14 protein-coding genes are annotated in these 15,276 nt (G+C 43.0%); 6 read left to right on the top strand and 8 right to left on the bottom strand.

Going from position 1 to position 15,276, the window contains the following annotated elements:
- The 6 genes from GTW09_RS11950 to GTW09_RS11975 form a co-directional block, all read right to left on the bottom strand.
- Positions 1–453: a response regulator gene (locus GTW09_RS11950; protein WP_071979873.1), complete on the bottom strand. Its 453-nt coding sequence runs from the start codon at positions 451–453 to the stop codon at positions 1–3.
- Positions 443–1,969, bottom strand: a complete 1,527-nt coding sequence (locus GTW09_RS11955; protein WP_163112072.1) for a sensor histidine kinase — start codon at positions 1,967–1,969, stop codon at positions 443–445. The genes GTW09_RS11950 and GTW09_RS11955 overlap by 11 nt, the downstream gene beginning before the upstream one ends.
- Entirely contained in the window at positions 1,966–2,199 is a 234-nt protein-coding gene (locus GTW09_RS11960) for a hypothetical protein (protein ID WP_163112073.1), read from the bottom strand. The genes GTW09_RS11955 and GTW09_RS11960 overlap by 4 nt, the downstream gene beginning before the upstream one ends.
- 14 nt (positions 2,200–2,213) lie before the next feature.
- Positions 2,214–3,548 (bottom strand): sigma 54-interacting transcriptional regulator, encoded by a 1,335-nt coding sequence (locus GTW09_RS11965; protein ID WP_163112074.1) that lies wholly within the window; start codon positions 3,546–3,548, stop codon positions 2,214–2,216.
- Between the two features lie 628 nt (positions 3,549–4,176).
- Complete coding sequence (locus tag GTW09_RS11970) at positions 4,177–5,109, bottom strand: LysR family transcriptional regulator (RefSeq protein WP_071979869.1); 933 nt, start codon at positions 5,107–5,109, stop codon at positions 4,177–4,179.
- Between the two features lie 96 nt (positions 5,110–5,205).
- Positions 5,206–5,556: a rhodanese-like domain-containing protein gene (locus GTW09_RS11975; RefSeq protein ID WP_071979868.1), complete on the bottom strand. Its 351-nt coding sequence runs from the start codon at positions 5,554–5,556 to the stop codon at positions 5,206–5,208.
- A 174-nt stretch (positions 5,557–5,730) separates the two neighbouring features.
- On the opposite strand from GTW09_RS11975, the gene GTW09_RS11980 reads away from it, so the two are divergent.
- Positions 5,731–6,042: an ArsR/SmtB family transcription factor gene (locus tag GTW09_RS11980; protein ID WP_163112075.1), complete on the top strand. Its 312-nt coding sequence runs from the start codon at positions 5,731–5,733 to the stop codon at positions 6,040–6,042.
- 61 nt (positions 6,043–6,103) lie between these two features.
- Here GTW09_RS11980 and GTW09_RS11985 read toward each other — a convergent pair whose 3' ends face one another.
- Positions 6,104–6,847 carry a PRC-barrel domain-containing protein gene (locus GTW09_RS11985; RefSeq protein ID WP_163112076.1) on the bottom strand — a complete coding sequence of 248 codons (744 nt, stop codon included), beginning with the start codon at positions 6,845–6,847 and terminating at the stop codon, positions 6,104–6,106.
- Between the two features lie 212 nt (positions 6,848–7,059).
- Positions 7,060–7,413: a DUF413 domain-containing protein gene (gene maoP / locus GTW09_RS11990; protein ID WP_163112077.1), complete on the bottom strand. Its 354-nt coding sequence runs from the start codon at positions 7,411–7,413 to the stop codon at positions 7,060–7,062.
- 363 nt (positions 7,414–7,776) lie between these two features.
- Between maoP and GTW09_RS17480 the strand changes: the two genes are divergently transcribed.
- The 5 genes from GTW09_RS17480 (at position 7,777) to GTW09_RS12010 (ending at position 15,234) form a co-directional block, all read left to right on the top strand.
- Entirely contained in the window at positions 7,777–7,944 is a 168-nt protein-coding gene (locus GTW09_RS17480) for a hypothetical protein (protein ID WP_198033554.1), read from the top strand.
- 125 nt (positions 7,945–8,069) lie between these two features.
- Complete coding sequence (locus GTW09_RS11995; protein WP_163112078.1) at positions 8,070–8,909, top strand: LysR family transcriptional regulator; 840 nt, start codon at positions 8,070–8,072, stop codon at positions 8,907–8,909.
- 10 nt (positions 8,910–8,919) lie between these two features.
- On the top strand, positions 8,920–9,270 hold the full coding sequence (locus GTW09_RS12000) for a DUF2750 domain-containing protein (protein ID WP_071979863.1): 351 nt from the start codon (positions 8,920–8,922) through the stop codon (positions 9,268–9,270).
- A 221-nt stretch (positions 9,271–9,491) separates the two neighbouring features.
- Complete coding sequence (locus GTW09_RS12005; RefSeq protein ID WP_163112079.1) at positions 9,492–10,865, top strand: MBL fold metallo-hydrolase; 1,374 nt, start codon at positions 9,492–9,494, stop codon at positions 10,863–10,865.
- A gap of 187 nt (positions 10,866–11,052) precedes the next feature.
- The gene (locus GTW09_RS12010) at positions 11,053–15,234 is read left to right on the top strand and encodes an EAL domain-containing protein (protein WP_163112080.1); all 4,182 of its coding nucleotides are present in this window, start codon (positions 11,053–11,055) and stop codon (positions 15,232–15,234) included.
- Positions 15,235–15,276 lie beyond the last annotated feature (42 nt).

Raw genomic sequence — 15,276 nt, forward strand, 5'->3', positions numbered from 1 at the left:
CTACTCGTGTGGTAGTTCTACAAATTCAATCCAATACCGACCGAGTGCCCGCATTAGGTCTACTAAACCTTCAAAGTTAACAGGTTTAGTAATATAAGAAGCGCAACCCAAGTCGTAGCCTCGAAGCATGTCTTCTTCTTCCTTTGAAGTGGTTAAAATAACCACAGGAATGCTGCGCAATTTCGGATCATTCTTTAACTCTTGTAGCGCTTCACGACCGTCTTTACGAGGCATGTTGAGGTCTAGCAAAATAAGACTGGGGCGAGGGTATTTTTCAGCATCGCTATATTTCCCCTCGTGACGAAGAAATTCGAGCAACTCAACACCGTCTTCGACGCAAAAAAGCGTATTTAAAACCCGCGACTCTTTCAGCGCGTCAACAGTGAGTAAACGATCATCCTCATCGTCATCGGCCATTAAAATATTAATTGATTGTGCTTGCTTACGCGTCATGCGAAGGATCTCCATTATCGTTATTAGAGCCGAAAGGCTCGCTATCTAGGGGCAAAATAATTTCAAACTTAGCGCCATTGCCGGGCTCACTGCTTGCGGCTATTGTACCGTTATGTCGCTCTACAATGCGCCGGCATACGGCAAGACCTATCCCAGTGCCTTTGTATTCGCTTCTGCCGTGCAATCGTTGGAACGGCGCAAATATTTTCTCAGAGAAGGTTTGATCAAAACCGATACCGTTATCTTCAACGGTAATTTTTATCCATTGGTATTCATCAGACTTGAGTATGTTTTCAAGCTCTACGCTATCTGAATCTGGGTCCAGCTTGGCGCAATTTACCTGCACTTTTGGCACGATATCCGCTGGCTGAAACTTCAGTGCATTAGACAGTAGATTCAAAAACAATTGCTCTAACTGTGATTTATCACCGCGTATCTTTGGCATATCCGAAACGGTTATTTCAGCCGATTTTTCTTCAATGGCAATTTCTAAATCGCTCAATACTGAGTTGAGTACAGTGTTTAGCTCTACCTCTGAAAAATCTTTTCCACGGGTTGATACACGAGAGAAAGAGAGCAAATCAGAAATTAGCATTGACATTCGCTCTGCTGCATTTAGCATGCGGGCAAGAAAGTCTTTACCTCTTTCATCTATCACATCACCATAGCCAGATTCTATTCTGTTGCCGAAGGCGCGAATTTTTCTAAGTGGTTCTTGAAGGTCGTGGGAGGCAACAAATGCAAAGTCTTCTAACTCTCTATTACTCCTAGCAAGTTCATCAGAATACACACTTAACTCTTGAGTACGCTCTTCAATTTTCACTTCTAATTCTTCATTGATTGCCTCAAGCTCGGCCTGGTGTTTTTCGTTTTCTCTGGTATTGATTTTAAGTAACAGAAAAATAGTAACGATGAGCAGAAGGGTGGTCGCCGATGAAATGATCAGGGTATTCACCGAGTCGCGGCGTAGCTTCATCAAGTTTGCTAAATGGGTACCCTGTATATTCCGTTCTGAACTATCTACCTCTTCGAAAATCTTCTCGAATTGGTTGTATAACTCAAGACCTCGGTCAGATTTAAGTAAGCTTAATGCTTCTCTTTTATTGTTTTCGCGAGCGAGTTCTACAACCTCGACCATGCGGTTTATTTTTTCTTTTGTCAGTGCCAGCAAGTCGTTGACGCGTTTGCTTTGCTCTGGCGAATCTGATGCAAATACACTTACCTCCACTTCATCTGCAAGGGCGGCAAACGTATTCAGGGTTTGCGTATATTCGTTTAAGTAGGCTTCGTCTTCTGTCAACAAATAGCCCCGTTGCCCAGATTCAGCGCGCAATAGCGCAACATGGAGTTTGTTTACCGCACCAATAATACGATTTGTGCTAAACAGTTTAGCTTCTAACGCAGACAGGTCATCTAGTGTATCTACTACGTAAAAAGAATTGGCTGTGATAACAACGATCACAAGCACGACCATCAGGATCCAGCTGTAAAGCGAAGATAAAACTTTATTTATCATTTAGCTGAATCCGATACTGTCTCGCTTAACTCTGAAGTCATTTCAGAAAGGGTGTTACTGCAATCTTTAGAGCTCGCAATAATTTTATCCAATGCATCCACAGCTTTTTGTGTAGGAATATCGCCGTTCAAAGCCATTTTTATCAACTCTGCTTGCATGGATATTCTATTTAACGGTTTACGTGCATCGTGAACATACACACTCATTTTTGAAAATTCTTCATTGGTCATAACTTCGCCTTTAATTACTGCTCGTCTTTACTTAAATCGCCATAGGCATGAAGACGGTTGTAAAGCGTTTTTGTGCTAATCCCTAGCATCTCAGCAGCCATGGTTTTATTACCGTTCACTTTTTCAAGAGTCGCATAAATAAGCTCTTTCTCTACATCTTCTATTGTGCGGCCTGCTTGAAGAGAAGGTGTTGTACTCTGCTTTTGAGCGAATGGCGATTCGATAGTTTTAGGAAGCTCTAAAGCGTTGCTTTCCGGATCGCTCATAATTGCCGCGCGGTGAACGAAATGACGGAGTTCCCGCACATTCCCTGGCCAGTCATATGCTTTTAAGGTTTCAAGTTGTGCTTCATCCCACTCAAAACTGGCGTTATTGTCTTTATTAAACTCTTCAATAAACGTCTTTGCTAATAAAGTAATATCTTCTTTTCTATCGCGAAGGGGAGGAATAGTGATAGGAAAAACGGCTAGTCGAAAGTATATGTCTTCCCGTAATACTTTGCTTTGAGCGATTTCTTCCATTGTTCTGTTTGTAGCAGATACCACACGGCAGTTAACAGGAATTGTTTTGGTACCGCCTACTCGAATTACCACTTTGTTTTCGAGCACCCGCAGCAGGTTAGGCTGCATATCGATGGGCATCTCTGTAATTTCGTCTAAAAAGAGCGTACCGCTTTCGGCTTGCTCAAATACGCCTTCTTTACGTCCCACAGCGCCGGTAAATGCCCCTTTTTCGTGGCCAAATAGCTCGCTGGCAATTAATTCTTTCGAGAAAGCACCGCAGTTTGTCGCAATATAATTACCTTCGCTGTCTGAGGCTTTATGAATAGCCGCAGCTACGACTTCTTTACCAACTCCGCTTTCGCCCAATAACATGACGTTGGCACTGGTTTTACTTACTCGAGAAATTAATTTATACAGCTCCTGCATGGCAGGCGACTCACCAATAAGTAAGTCAAAGTGCTTTTCAATTTTGTCTCGCTTGGGGGCTGCTTTTTCGGGTTTTCTGCTAAGAACGGCTTCAATATCTTCTCGTTGAATAGGTTTAACAAGATAGTCTATATTCGGTCCGCACAAACCTTTGATGACACTTTTCACTGATGGGTGGCCGGTAATAAGCGTCACCCGTGGACGCTTTGGCAACATGTCTAGCTCATCGAACAAGTGAGCTCCACTACCGTCTGGCAGCATAAAATCAAGCAGAATATGATCAAAAGTTTCTTTTTGTAACCAGTCTCTCGCCTCTTGAAGTGTGGCGGCTGTTAAAACGTCGTGCCCTAAAAATTCAATAATGGTACAAGCTACTTCAGTAAATTCAGCATCGTCGTCGACAAGTAATACGGTAAGCACGTGGGATTCCTTCTCTATCTAATCCGTTGATATAAAAATTAGAACAATATCAATAATATAAATTCCTACTTATACAAAAGTCTATCATTAAGTTAAGCAAATGTAGCTTTTATATTTCTACTTTTTTAAGCGTGTTCAAATCTTGAAAACTATACGGGGGCTGTGGTGATGAATTTTAACCCTGCGTTAATTCAGCATTCTTTTAGTGCTTATCCAATATTTATATAAGCGCATAGAATTAACCATTACTCAGGTCACAAGTGTTAAACGTTAACATGTTGCGCCTTTTTTCTTATGGTCTGTATAGCCTGTTTATGTTTTCGCGCCGTAGAGTATTGGAAAAGCCGTTGCAAAATTCATTCCTTCAATTTGCCGGCTTTTTTCTGCGCAATTGGCTTCCATTCACTCCTTGCAATACGAGCCAGAGAGAGAGGATCGCAATCTTTAGCGGATGCAATACGCGCTGTCTTAGCAACATCATATTTTGCGTTGTCATGACAAATTTACTTGATTGTCTGCAAATATTACTCGGTGGGTACTTTTTATGACTTGTACTTTACTCTCATATTACCCGCTCGCATCGGGAAATATTTTACTTAATAGGGTTTGTGAAGCACTAAGGAGAACTTTAGGGATCACATGCACCATTTTCCATGGCGATGAAGTCAGAAGACGGTAAGCTCATCGCCTGATAGCGAAGCTCCCCAATAAATGAACGTGCTGCCGGGCCGAGTGCGTCACCATCTTCAAAAGACAAATAAAGTAAGGTTTTTCGTAGCGCTGCATTATTATTTAGCGGGAGTGGTTTTAATGTGCCACTTTCCAATTCTTTTTTGATAATGGCAATGGGGAGCCATGCGAAGCCAAGCCCTTGAGCGATAATATCGAGGGACGTTCTTACATGGCTGACAGTCCAGCGCTGGTCAGCACCTAACCAACCTGCATCGGCTTTACGTTCAGCAGACGAATCCCGTACTACAATTTGTCTGTGAGATTTTAAATCTTCCAACGTAAGCACTCTGTCAAGTTGATGCAGAGGGTGATCTTTATGGGCGACAGCTGCAAATTCTATTTCACATAGGTCTTCGCTAAATCCACTGGGATAAGGGAAGGGAGAAATGCCGATATCAACATTGCCGCTTGAGAGCATAGAGTTTGTTCCGCTCAGCACGGTCTCTTCAAGCTCTACCCGTAATAAAGGAAACTCTTGAGATACTTTGTTGAGAACATTATAAAGAAGCTGAGAGGGGAAGATAATATCTGCCGCTACTCTAAGCGTTGTTTCTGTGCCATACCGAAGACTATTGGCCACCGATTCTAACTTTTGGGCCTCGTCGAGCAAAAATGACGCTCGACGGTACATGAGCTCTCCTTGCGGCGATAGCTTTACCTTGCGGCCACTATTTTCAAACAGCACCACGCCAATAGCATTCTCGAGCTTCTGTACGGCATGATGAACGCTAGACTGGCTTTTATGGACGACTGCCGACGCCTGATTAAAACCTCCAGCGTCTACTACCGCTTTAAACATTCTCCATTGTTCTAATGTAGATTTCAGCATATATCGTCCACTGTAATTTCAAGACTAACCTAACCGAATAAACGATTTAGTAATATGGAATGAGAGCTAACGCTACAGTGCGTAGGTCGCATTTTACTAAGCTCGATGAACTTGCTTTATGGTTGCCAATGAACACGTTACTACAGAAACATTCTCATAACCCATCTTTATAAGCTGTTCGGCGGACAGTTTCGCTCTTGCACCAGAAGCACAGTGCAGATAAATCGGTGTGGATGGATCTTTTGCCTTTTCTAGCATCTGCATCTCCAATACGCCTCTTGGAATATGCAGCGAGGCTTCGACATGATTTTCTGCTACCTCTGCTGGCTCTCTCACGTCAATCAACATACCCTGATTGCTTTCAATTTCTTGTGCAGCTTGCTTTGCTGACACTGTTCTAATATCCACGTCGATATTTTCTAGGCGTGTTTTTAAATCAATAAGCATATGATTATTCCAAATTTTATAATATAAGTTTAAACTAATGTATATTTGAGATTATTCAAACGCAAGATAATATAACTCATCGAATCCTGATTTTAGGTAATTTATGAAAAAAATCTTATACTTTAGTATAATATTGAAGTACTTTGTCACTTTCAGCAAAAGCAGGGATTCATAATGTCTGAGGAAATGTTGCTAAGCCCCACCGAAATGATGGAGCATTCTGCAGAAGCAGAGTTATTTTTAAAGCAGTTTGCTAACAAAACGCGACTTATGATTCTTTGCTCTTTATTAAAGCAAGAAAAGTCGGTTTCTGAGCTGTTGCAAGTAGTTACCGTCTCACAGCCTGTGATTTCGCAACATTTAGCCCTTTTGCGAGAATCGAATATGGTTGCAACACGAAGGGAAGGGCAAACCATTTATTATCGGCTATCCGATGAGAGGGTAAAGCGGCTAATTGGATTAATGTATGAGTTTTTCTGTGAGTAAATAAAAACGTCCGCAGAGGTGCGGACGTTCTCATTAAACCTTTGTCTCAATTAGCATTAAGCTACATATCATTGATTTGGGCGGCCAGAGCAGCAATGTAATGGCCATCGCCCAATCGCTCCTCATCTACTTCTGGTCGCTTCATAAGGGCATCGTGACTTAAATTCACGGCTATATGATGAGCAGCCCAATCAATTTCTTTTATATCAGTAGGTAGAAGTGCTAAATGCTTTCCTCCAGGTAGCCAATTATTTGTATCTACCACGAGCATTACCAATTTCCATGTTTCTGTATCAATCAGAAAATCACTAATATGACCTACATTGTCATCGGTAGTTGCAACTTCGTAACCATCAATCTCACCGCAGGCCCGTAAATGGTTAGTTGACTCTGGCGGTAAATCACCTTCTTTGGCTTCATCGGTAGGTACGCTTACCAATTCGTTCGGATAGGCATATTCGCCCCACGCCCCTGGACCTATCCAATAATATCCGTAACCAAAATACTTAAATAGATGCTCTTCATATTCACGGGATACGGGTTTGTGTTCGTCGATAGAGGGGCTGTTTTTAAGCGTTTCTACTGTCATGTCCACATGAACAGAACTATCGTCTACATCAACTTGCGTTACCGAGACAGGTGAAATAACCACTTTTCGGCTAAGCGGAAGCCACGTATTTGTATCGGCCACTAAATAACGCGTAGTGTAGGTTTCATCGTCAAAGAGTATGTCTTTAACACCACCAATTTTGTCGTCTGTGGCGTGGATTGAATACTGTGTGAGTTTCTTTGAACTTAAAATCATCTTTGCGCCTCCTTTGCTTGGCAGATAGTGATAAAAAGTCTGAGCCAACGTAATGTTAGTTTAGGCTTATTACCTTGCATTAAGTGTAGTTCCTAAATGCTAAAAAACATCATGTTTTCAATTTGTTCTGCCTATAGATTGATTGAGATCAGTTCAGAATAAACAAAAAAGCCCGCATTCAGCGGGCCTGTTTCTAAATAGACTGTAACCTGTTAAGCCACGTCAAATTCGTCGTCTGAATAGGAATCGTCGTAATCTGCCTGGTTACTCGCGCTGCTATGCAGGGTGTAAAAGTGTTTTTTTCCCCTGGCAAGCTGAACGTACTTCGACCACGCTTTTTCGATACTTGAAGATGCTTCTGCCTTGCCTTTAGTGAAGTCGACAAAATGCATCTCTTCAGCATTTTCAGGGTCTAAATCTCCACGCTCTAGCGATAATAATGTGAGGCCGTATGTGGTAAGTAGATTTGCTTCGGAAATACTAAAGTCTCCCGACTTTTTAAAGCCATAAGGAAATTTTTGGCGATCAATAAATGGTTTTGTTGACGGACGAATCGTTGTGCTCATAAGGAAATTTCCAACGTTGTTTATTCCACGTCGCACTTTTAAATGAAGTTTGCGTTTAGATAAAGCAAAAGATTTTTTTCTTATCAATAAAAAAAATTTATCTAATTATTCATAGACCTGTTACATACCTATGTTTTTAAACCGTCTTTCACTGAGTGTTTAGTTTTGTTCGCGCAACGCGGTGTAGCGGCGGCTTTCAGTACTGAAATGCTTCCATTTAGCCCGAAATTCGCAAAGCAAAGATCACCACGCCCTAAAGTAAAAATTATTATCGATACGATAATTAAATTTCATTTCCAATTCCCCCCACTCAAGCAATAATCAAAGGGTAGTTATACTTTCTAGAAAATTTTTGAGATTGTAATGAGTAAAGATTATCGTTTTCAAAGTGAGGAGTGGGATGCGTCGGATGACGGAGAGTTTCACTCTAAGAAACCGAATTCACTGAGAGAAAAAAGTGTAAAAGCGATGCGAAAACGCGCTATGTTGCGCCGAGACAAGCAGCGTCGCTCGCACGAAGAAGCTCACTAAAACAAGCTTTCGGTTAAAAAATCATCGTGCGCTATCTATTGATAGCGCATTGCTGTGCTTTTTGCTGCAATTGACGTATTATTTAAGCCTCTCAGATCTTAAATTACGCTGGTTGTACTGCAAGTATGGATATACGCTTTCTCACCACATTCATTGAGGTGACTAAAACTCGTCATTTCGGCAAAGCCGCTGAAAATCTTTATCTTACGCAATCGGCGGTGAGCGCCAGAATTAAACTTCTTGAAGAATATTTTCATACTACGCTATTCATCCGTCAGCGAAATAGTATTCAGCTTACTCAGTCCGGTGAGAAGCTGCTGCCTTACGCGCGTCAGTTATGTAACACACTGAGCGATGCAAAGCAGGAACTCCAAGTGCAAAGCTCTGAATACGCGGTTTGTGGTGCCACGCAACTAGCCAGCGATCTTTTTTTACCCCATGTACTGGCAAACTTGCACACGCATTTTCCAGATTGGTCTGTAAAAGCCGATGTTTTAACACTCGACACCCTTTCGCGGCAGCTTCACGAGCGTGTTACTGACCTTGCATTTTCTACTGAACCATTGAAGTCTGAAGACGTAAACAGTGTCGTTCTATTCGAGCAACCACTGGGGTTGTACAGAGTCGGCAAATCATCTGACTCTATTAATGCTGAAGAGTTTGTTGCTATTGATTGGGGGGCAAAGGCAAGAGATTGGTTACTCACGGCCTACCCACAGCTTAGAGATGCAAAATTGAGAACAAACTCTTTGTCGCTTGCACTCAATAACTTGTGCGAGGAAGGCGGAATCGCGGTTTTACCGGCAAATATAGAGACACAATTACGCGGGCGTGCAGAAGTCACTCTCATCGCTTCTATCGATAATACGTCGTTGAAAGTATATCTTCACACCATGAAACAAATTAGACGGGTAGGGTTAGCTGACATCATAGCGAGTGTCTCTTCCATCGCCTCAATTACATAGCGAGAAAAAAATGTCATCAATACACCCAATGTTAGAGAAAAATACATTTCAACGATTGGAGGCAAGCCTTGCTTCCATAAAAGAACAAAAGAAACTTTTCATTCTCACCGACGAGCATGGCTGCGTCATGCTAACTACCGATGAGGACGACGGCGTGCCAGTATGGCCAGAGGCTGAACTAGCACTTCTTTGGGCCACAGACGATTGGTCGCATTGTGAGGCTATGGCGCTGACTACCGATGAATTTTTGACGAAATGGGTACCAGGCATGTCTCAAGACAACTTAATGGTAATTGTATGTCCAGTGCCAGAGGAAGAAGGAGAGGTGATAACACCGCAAGAGTTCGCTCAGTCTCTGTAGAGTGATCTAAGCATTGAGAACTGCGTTTACAAGATATCATCTGCATGCGGGTAAAAATGTGGTTATTCAGGGCTTATTCCAGTACAAACGAGCTCGCCTCAGCACCTAAGACGTGCCAGCAGCACATACTCGTAGCGAAGTGTTAAAAAAGCCATCCTTTGTCAGGCTGAGCTTAAATGGGTCGAATTTTATAATAGCGTTACATTATTGAGGTAAATAACGTGTTAGAGCCGGGCATTGATGATCTGTGGTTTGCTCCGCTAGGAGGAACCGGTGAGATAGGAATGAACCTAAACTTATATGGTCATAATGGACAGTGGCTGATGGTTGATTGTGGCGTTTCTTTTGACGAACCTCTCGTTGCTCCCTATAAAAAAAATTCGACTCAGTCTAGCAAGACAACCCACAGAGTTGTGGCACCAGATCCCGCTTTTATTGCCGGCCAAAAAGACGCACTGGCGGGAATTGTTATTACTCATGCACATGAAGATCATGTGGGTGCAATTCCCTATTTGTGGCAACGCTTTAGAAAGCCAATTTATACCACGTCTTTTACTGCGGAAGTGCTAAGACGCAAATTATCAAAAAGTAAGCTCGCAAATAAAATACCTATTGTTGAGGTTTCTGCGGGCGATTCAGTGAACATTGGTGTGTTTACAGTGAAGTGGTTAGAAATAACCCATTCATTACCCGAGCCTTTCGCATTAAAAATAGAAACCCCGGCAGGCGCTGTCCTGCACACCGCTGACTGGAAAATAGATGCCGCGCCGATAACAGGGAAGCCTTTCGAACCCAAACTTTACAAACAACTTGGGAATGAGAATATTCTTGCGTTAGTTGGTGACTCAACGAATGCGAACAAGCCAGGTTTTTCTGTTTCTGAGCGCAATTGTTACGACGGTCTTCTCAGTACAATTCTACCGCTAAAAGGACGTGTGGTAGTTGGGTGTTTTGCCAGCAATATAGCGCGACTTATCACTCTTGCTAAAATTGCACGAAAAACCGGTCGTTACATGGGACTTTACGGAAGGTCATTAATGAACATGTATGGCATTGCTCGTCAGCAAGGCATCTGGCCCGACGATTTGCCTGTAGCAGATGCTCATCACCTCGGTTATCTTCCTCCCAAGGAAGTTTTGGTGGTAGCCACAGGAAGCCAAGGAGAGAAAAACGCCGCTCTTGCTCGCTTTGCCCATGATACGCATCCACACTTACAACTAGAAAAAGGCGATACGGTTATTTTTTCTAGTATCGTTATACCGGGTAATGAAGAGACGGTAGCGCGCCTAGACAAAGCATTTAAAGGTAAAGGAATATCAACTGTTCACAGTGAGTCCAGTCCACTGCCTATTCACGCGAGTGGCCACCCCTGCGCGGAAGAGCTCAAGTTAATGTATAGTTGGGTAAAGCCTCAAATAGCCATTCCAGTTCACGGAGAGCAGACTCATTTACTCGCACACGCTGAAATTGCAAAGTCTGTCGGTGTTATGAAAACTTATGTTGGCGAAAACGGTGATCTCTATCGATTGGCACCACAGCCGAGTATACGTAGAAATGTTATTCCTGTTGGACGATTACCGGTTCAACAAGAGTGACGATCAGTAAACGGCCAAAGTTATCGCGCATTCGGCTAAAAAATAATGCCGCTAATAAAACTCTGCGGTGAATCAAAGGCTTAACTTTTATATACTTTATTACTAATGTATATTTTATAGTCTGCCCAAAAGACTTTCCTTCTGTTACACTCCTCCTGAATCATTTCTGCCTACAACGACCTCGGGTATGCATCGGTATATATACATCAGTTTATGTTTCGTTTTGTTCAGCACGCTAGCTGCGGCTGAGCCGAAAATACAAAACCCGGTTTTCCAACCGCTGTCCACAAAAAATGGCCTTCCTCAGGATGTGGTTAACGATATTGTAGTCGATAACGAGGGCTTTGTTTGGATTGCGACAGACGGAGGATTAGTTCGATGGGATGGTGTAGAGACAAAAGAAATTGATAATAGCGACAATCTTTTTTCAAACAGCTACATCTCACGCCTAACCATTCAAGAGGGGGAGGCGCTCTTTGTTAGTGTGTACGGCAAAGGAATTTATCGCGTCGACCTTGATACCCAAGCGATTGAGCAGTTAACGCCTACGCCCTATAAATATTACCAAGACTACATACAATTTGCCGATGCCTTTCACTGGCAAGACAGCACACACCTTATTATTACTTTATCGGAAAACGTTCAGCGTCTGAATACGCAAACCGGTGAGATTGAAAACCTAGCCACGCTTCCGGATGACCTCATCCAGCTTTCTCAAGGTATTCGTTATGCCATCACTGTTGATGAGATACTTTTAGTGGCAACTTCGGCGGGCGTTTTCACTCTGGACACATCCAAAACCTCTGCAACGCTTGAAAAGCTTGATTACCTAAACGGTATCGCTGCCACCGAAGATAACCAAAACGCAAAGTTTCTTATGCAAGACGATAGCGATAGAGTTTGGATTGCCACAGTTAACGGCGTTTTTACAACTGATAAAGAGAGTTTTCTGGCGCAGGTTCGCGAAGGAAAAAATAGCCGATTTGAACAAGCCATATCAGGCCCTAACGTATGGACGATGGAGCAGTCGAAGGAGAATGCGTTCTGGCTAGGTACAAACAGGGGCTTGTACGAGCTGAGTAAAAAAGAAGGCAGGTGGACTTACGAGCATATTCTTGAGCCCAACAACGGTCGCTCGGCATTGTCAGATAAGAAAATTGCTGCAATAGCAACAACCAGTGATGGGAACCTTTGGCTTAGCAGCATATTTGGTGGAGCTTTGCATTTTGTAGTGCAAAGCTCTGAGATTTACACTATTCAAAATGAAAGACAAGCCAAGACCGATAAGCTTAGCGACAATGTGGTATGGGCGCTTGCAGAAACCACACCAGGTAAACTGTGGATAGGAACTGCTAACGGCCTAACTCACCATGATTTGTCTACGGGAACGTCTACGCATTATTTTAAAAAGGCCGTTGAAGATTCTTTGCTTGGGTTGAATAACATCGACCGAATAGCCCCCGCACCTGACGATAAACTCGTTATCCAAAGATATGAAGGCATGAGTTTATTTGATCCAAAAACCGGTCTGGCGAGCTCATTACCGACAAAGGATAGCAGTGATAAAAATTTACTGGATGCGTGGAACGCGGGCTTCTCGATAACCTCAGATGGGCAACTGTATTTCATCGGAGAAAACGAGTTTTACAAGTATGATTTTGCTAATCAGACGCTGACAGCACTGCCCTTTGATCCCGCCATCTTAGATGTAAAATTTGCGAGTAGGTTTCTGGGAGAGTCTGAATATCACAACAATGATATGTTTTTGGCTATGGAAGGAGGGCTCTGGTTAATCAACAGGAAAACCAACGAGCCAAAACTTGTATATCGGTTTTCTGAAGGTGACCGATTGAATGAACAGTCTGTAAATTCTTGGGTGATTGATAATACCGGTGTTTTATGGCTAGCCCACAGCGGGATTGGTTTAATTGGGCTTGATGCTGATACGTTTGAACCTTTGTATAAGTTGAACGATACCAATCTGTTAAAGACCAATATTGCCTATGGGTTGCAAAAAGATCGCGACGGTAATATTTGGTTTAGCTCTCACAAGGGTCTTCATCGCTACGACCCTTATGCCGGTAAAATACAGAATTTTATCTATGGAAGAGAACTGTCGGTATCAGAATTTAACGAGGGGGCATCCATTCTCTTAGAAGATGGGCGTTTGGCGTTTGGTTCTACCAGTGGGGTTATTATATTTGCTCCAGAGCAATTAGACACTGCCGAGGCTGGGCGAAGTTTATCGGCGCGGCAAACCGCTATTACAGAAGTTTCTCTTGGTCAGCGCCAACTGCCCCAAGCGCTTAAAAATTTAAATGGCCAGCATTTTGAGTTGGCCCATGATGATTATGGCTTAACCATTCACTTCTCATCGCTGGTTACATCAGGTGTCGGCGAGATAGAGTACTATTACAAACTCCTCAGTGGTAACAAACTTATCTCAGAGGGTATCACCGAGGACGCTAAGATAACCTTAGCCAATTTAGACCCAGGAAAGTACAGTTTCTCAGTCGCACCCACGCCCAGCAGTTTTGAAACTAGCTACAGACCAGCGCAAATAACACTGACTGTTCCTTATGCACCGTATCGCTCCCCAGCAGCCTACACTGTGTATGCTGTCTTGATTTTAGCGTTGGTGGCGTCGTATTTATTCTCTCGTCACAAGGCATTGGTTACGCTACGCAAAGCGCAGCAGCAAGTATCACTCTTTAGTGACGCATTTAAGCAAACGCGTGATTGGGTTCTTATCTTTGATGAAAACAAAGAACTTGTAGCGGCCAACCCGGCCTTTGAGCAGGTGTTTGGATTTAATCAAAAAGAACCGTTGAAGAAGCAGTTAAATCGACTTTATCTTCGTTACCCAAATTTAGCTCGGCATCTCTCTGACAAACTGGTTAACATGCAGGGTGGAGATTTTTGGAAGGATGAAGGCGTCATCGACGGAGCCGACGGCAAACGTTACGACGTCCTCATAGACATCAGTGCCATAAGCAGAAGCGGTCATGTGCCAGGACACTATTTAATTGTTATTTCAGATATTTCAGAACAAAAGCAAGCTGAGCGGAAGCTTCTGAAAATTGCAACCTACGACAGTTTGACCGGCTTGGTGAATAGAACACTATTGCTAGACCGTCTAGAGCACGCCATTGCCCTTGCTCGTCATCACGGCCATCGAGTGTCTGTCATGTTTGTTGATTTAGATAGGTTTAAAGGAATAAACGACTCTTTAGGGCACGACTATGGTGATAAGCTGCTTCGCATTGTGGCCAATAGAATGCGCAATTTGGTTGCAGATTCCGGCACAGTTGCCCGCTTAGGGGGGGACGAATTTGTTATTGTTATTGAAGAGGTAGAAAACGATGATGATTTAAGCCCATTTGTTGGGCAGATTATCGAAGCCGTGGAAACCCCTATATCCCTATCAAGTGAAGTACTGCGAGTGTCTTGCAGTATCGGAGTTGCGTTTTACCCTGACGATGCTCATGAGCCTGCGGAACTCATCAAGCAGGCTGACGTAGCAATGTATACGGCGAAAAAAGACACCCTCAATGGTTTTGCCTATTTCACCAATGATATGAATGAAAAGGCGAAATCACGGCTGCTGTTAGAGAATAGGGTAAAACGCGCCTATTCTGATGATTGTTTCTTCAACTACTATCAACCCATTATAAATGCGCAAACCAACCAAACCGTTGGCGTGGAGCTGCTGCTGCGAGGAAAGTTAGACGACAAGCCTTTGTTCCCAGACCAGTTCATTCCCGTGCTAGAAGAGCTAAGATACATTATAGAAGTCACGCGAAAGGCAATGCGCAGAGCGGCGTCGGATTTGTCTGAATGGTATCAAGACGGATTTACTGGATATGTTTCTATAAACCTTTCTGCTCTGCATTTTAAAACTGAATTTGACCTAAACAGTGTCTTTGATCTGCTAAAGGAGTTCGATTTACCTGAACAGGCATTCCGTTTTGAAATAACGGAAGGGGTATTGATAGATTATACAGACAATGCACTTCTCCAAATTCAACGTTTTGTCGATGCCGGATTTGTACTGGCCCTTGATGATTTTGGTACAGGTTTTTCGTCTTTGAGTTACCTTAAGCGTTATCCTCTCTCGGTACTAAAAATTGATAAGAGTTTTGTGAATGAAATGGCGCCTGGAAATGCCAACGAGGCTTTGGTGTCTACCACTATTTCACTTGCCAGCAATCTGAAGATGAAATGCATAGCAGAGGGGGTAGAAACAGGCGGCCAAGCTACGGCATTACTCAATAGAGGATGTATATTCCACCAGGGCTATTATTATGCGAAACCGGCATCTGCTAAAGAGATAAAACCGTTATTATTTAAACAGTGGAAAAAACATTGAGGTTAATGATTTCGCTCAATGTTTCAGCAATCCCTTCATAAT

Origin of the sequence: Alteromonas hispanica (assembly GCF_010500915.1) — a bacterium.
In the GTDB taxonomy this organism is placed as follows: Bacteria; Pseudomonadota; Gammaproteobacteria; order Enterobacterales; family Alteromonadaceae; genus Alteromonas; species Alteromonas hispanica.

Excerpts from the sequence above, each read along its gene's own strand:
- GTW09_RS11950 (WP_071979873.1), bottom strand. The coding sequence starts at position 453 with ATGACGCGTAAGCAAGCACAATCAATTAATATTTTAATGGCCGATGAC.
- GTW09_RS11955 (WP_163112072.1), bottom strand. The coding sequence starts at position 1,969 with ATGATAAATAAAGTTTTATCTTCGCTTTACAGCTGGATCCTGATGGTC.
- GTW09_RS11960 (WP_163112073.1), bottom strand. The coding sequence starts at position 2,199 with ATGACCAATGAAGAATTTTCAAAAATGAGTGTGTATGTTCACGATGCA.
- GTW09_RS11970 (WP_071979869.1), bottom strand. The coding sequence starts at position 5,109 with ATGCTGAAATCTACATTAGAACAATGGAGAATGTTTAAAGCGGTAGTA.
- GTW09_RS11975 (WP_071979868.1), bottom strand. The coding sequence starts at position 5,556 with ATGCTTATTGATTTAAAAACACGCCTAGAAAATATCGACGTGGATATT.
- GTW09_RS11980 (WP_163112075.1), top strand. The coding sequence starts at position 5,731 with ATGTCTGAGGAAATGTTGCTAAGCCCCACCGAAATGATGGAGCATTCT.
- GTW09_RS11985 (WP_163112076.1), bottom strand. The coding sequence starts at position 6,847 with ATGATTTTAAGTTCAAAGAAACTCACACAGTATTCAATCCACGCCACA.
- maoP (WP_163112077.1), bottom strand. The coding sequence starts at position 7,413 with ATGAGCACAACGATTCGTCCGTCAACAAAACCATTTATTGATCGCCAA.
- GTW09_RS17480 (WP_198033554.1), top strand. The coding sequence starts at position 7,777 with ATGAGTAAAGATTATCGTTTTCAAAGTGAGGAGTGGGATGCGTCGGAT.
- GTW09_RS11995 (WP_163112078.1), top strand. The coding sequence starts at position 8,070 with ATGGATATACGCTTTCTCACCACATTCATTGAGGTGACTAAAACTCGT.
- GTW09_RS12000 (WP_071979863.1), top strand. The coding sequence starts at position 8,920 with ATGTCATCAATACACCCAATGTTAGAGAAAAATACATTTCAACGATTG.
- GTW09_RS12010 (WP_163112080.1), top strand. The coding sequence starts at position 11,053 with ATGCATCGGTATATATACATCAGTTTATGTTTCGTTTTGTTCAGCACG.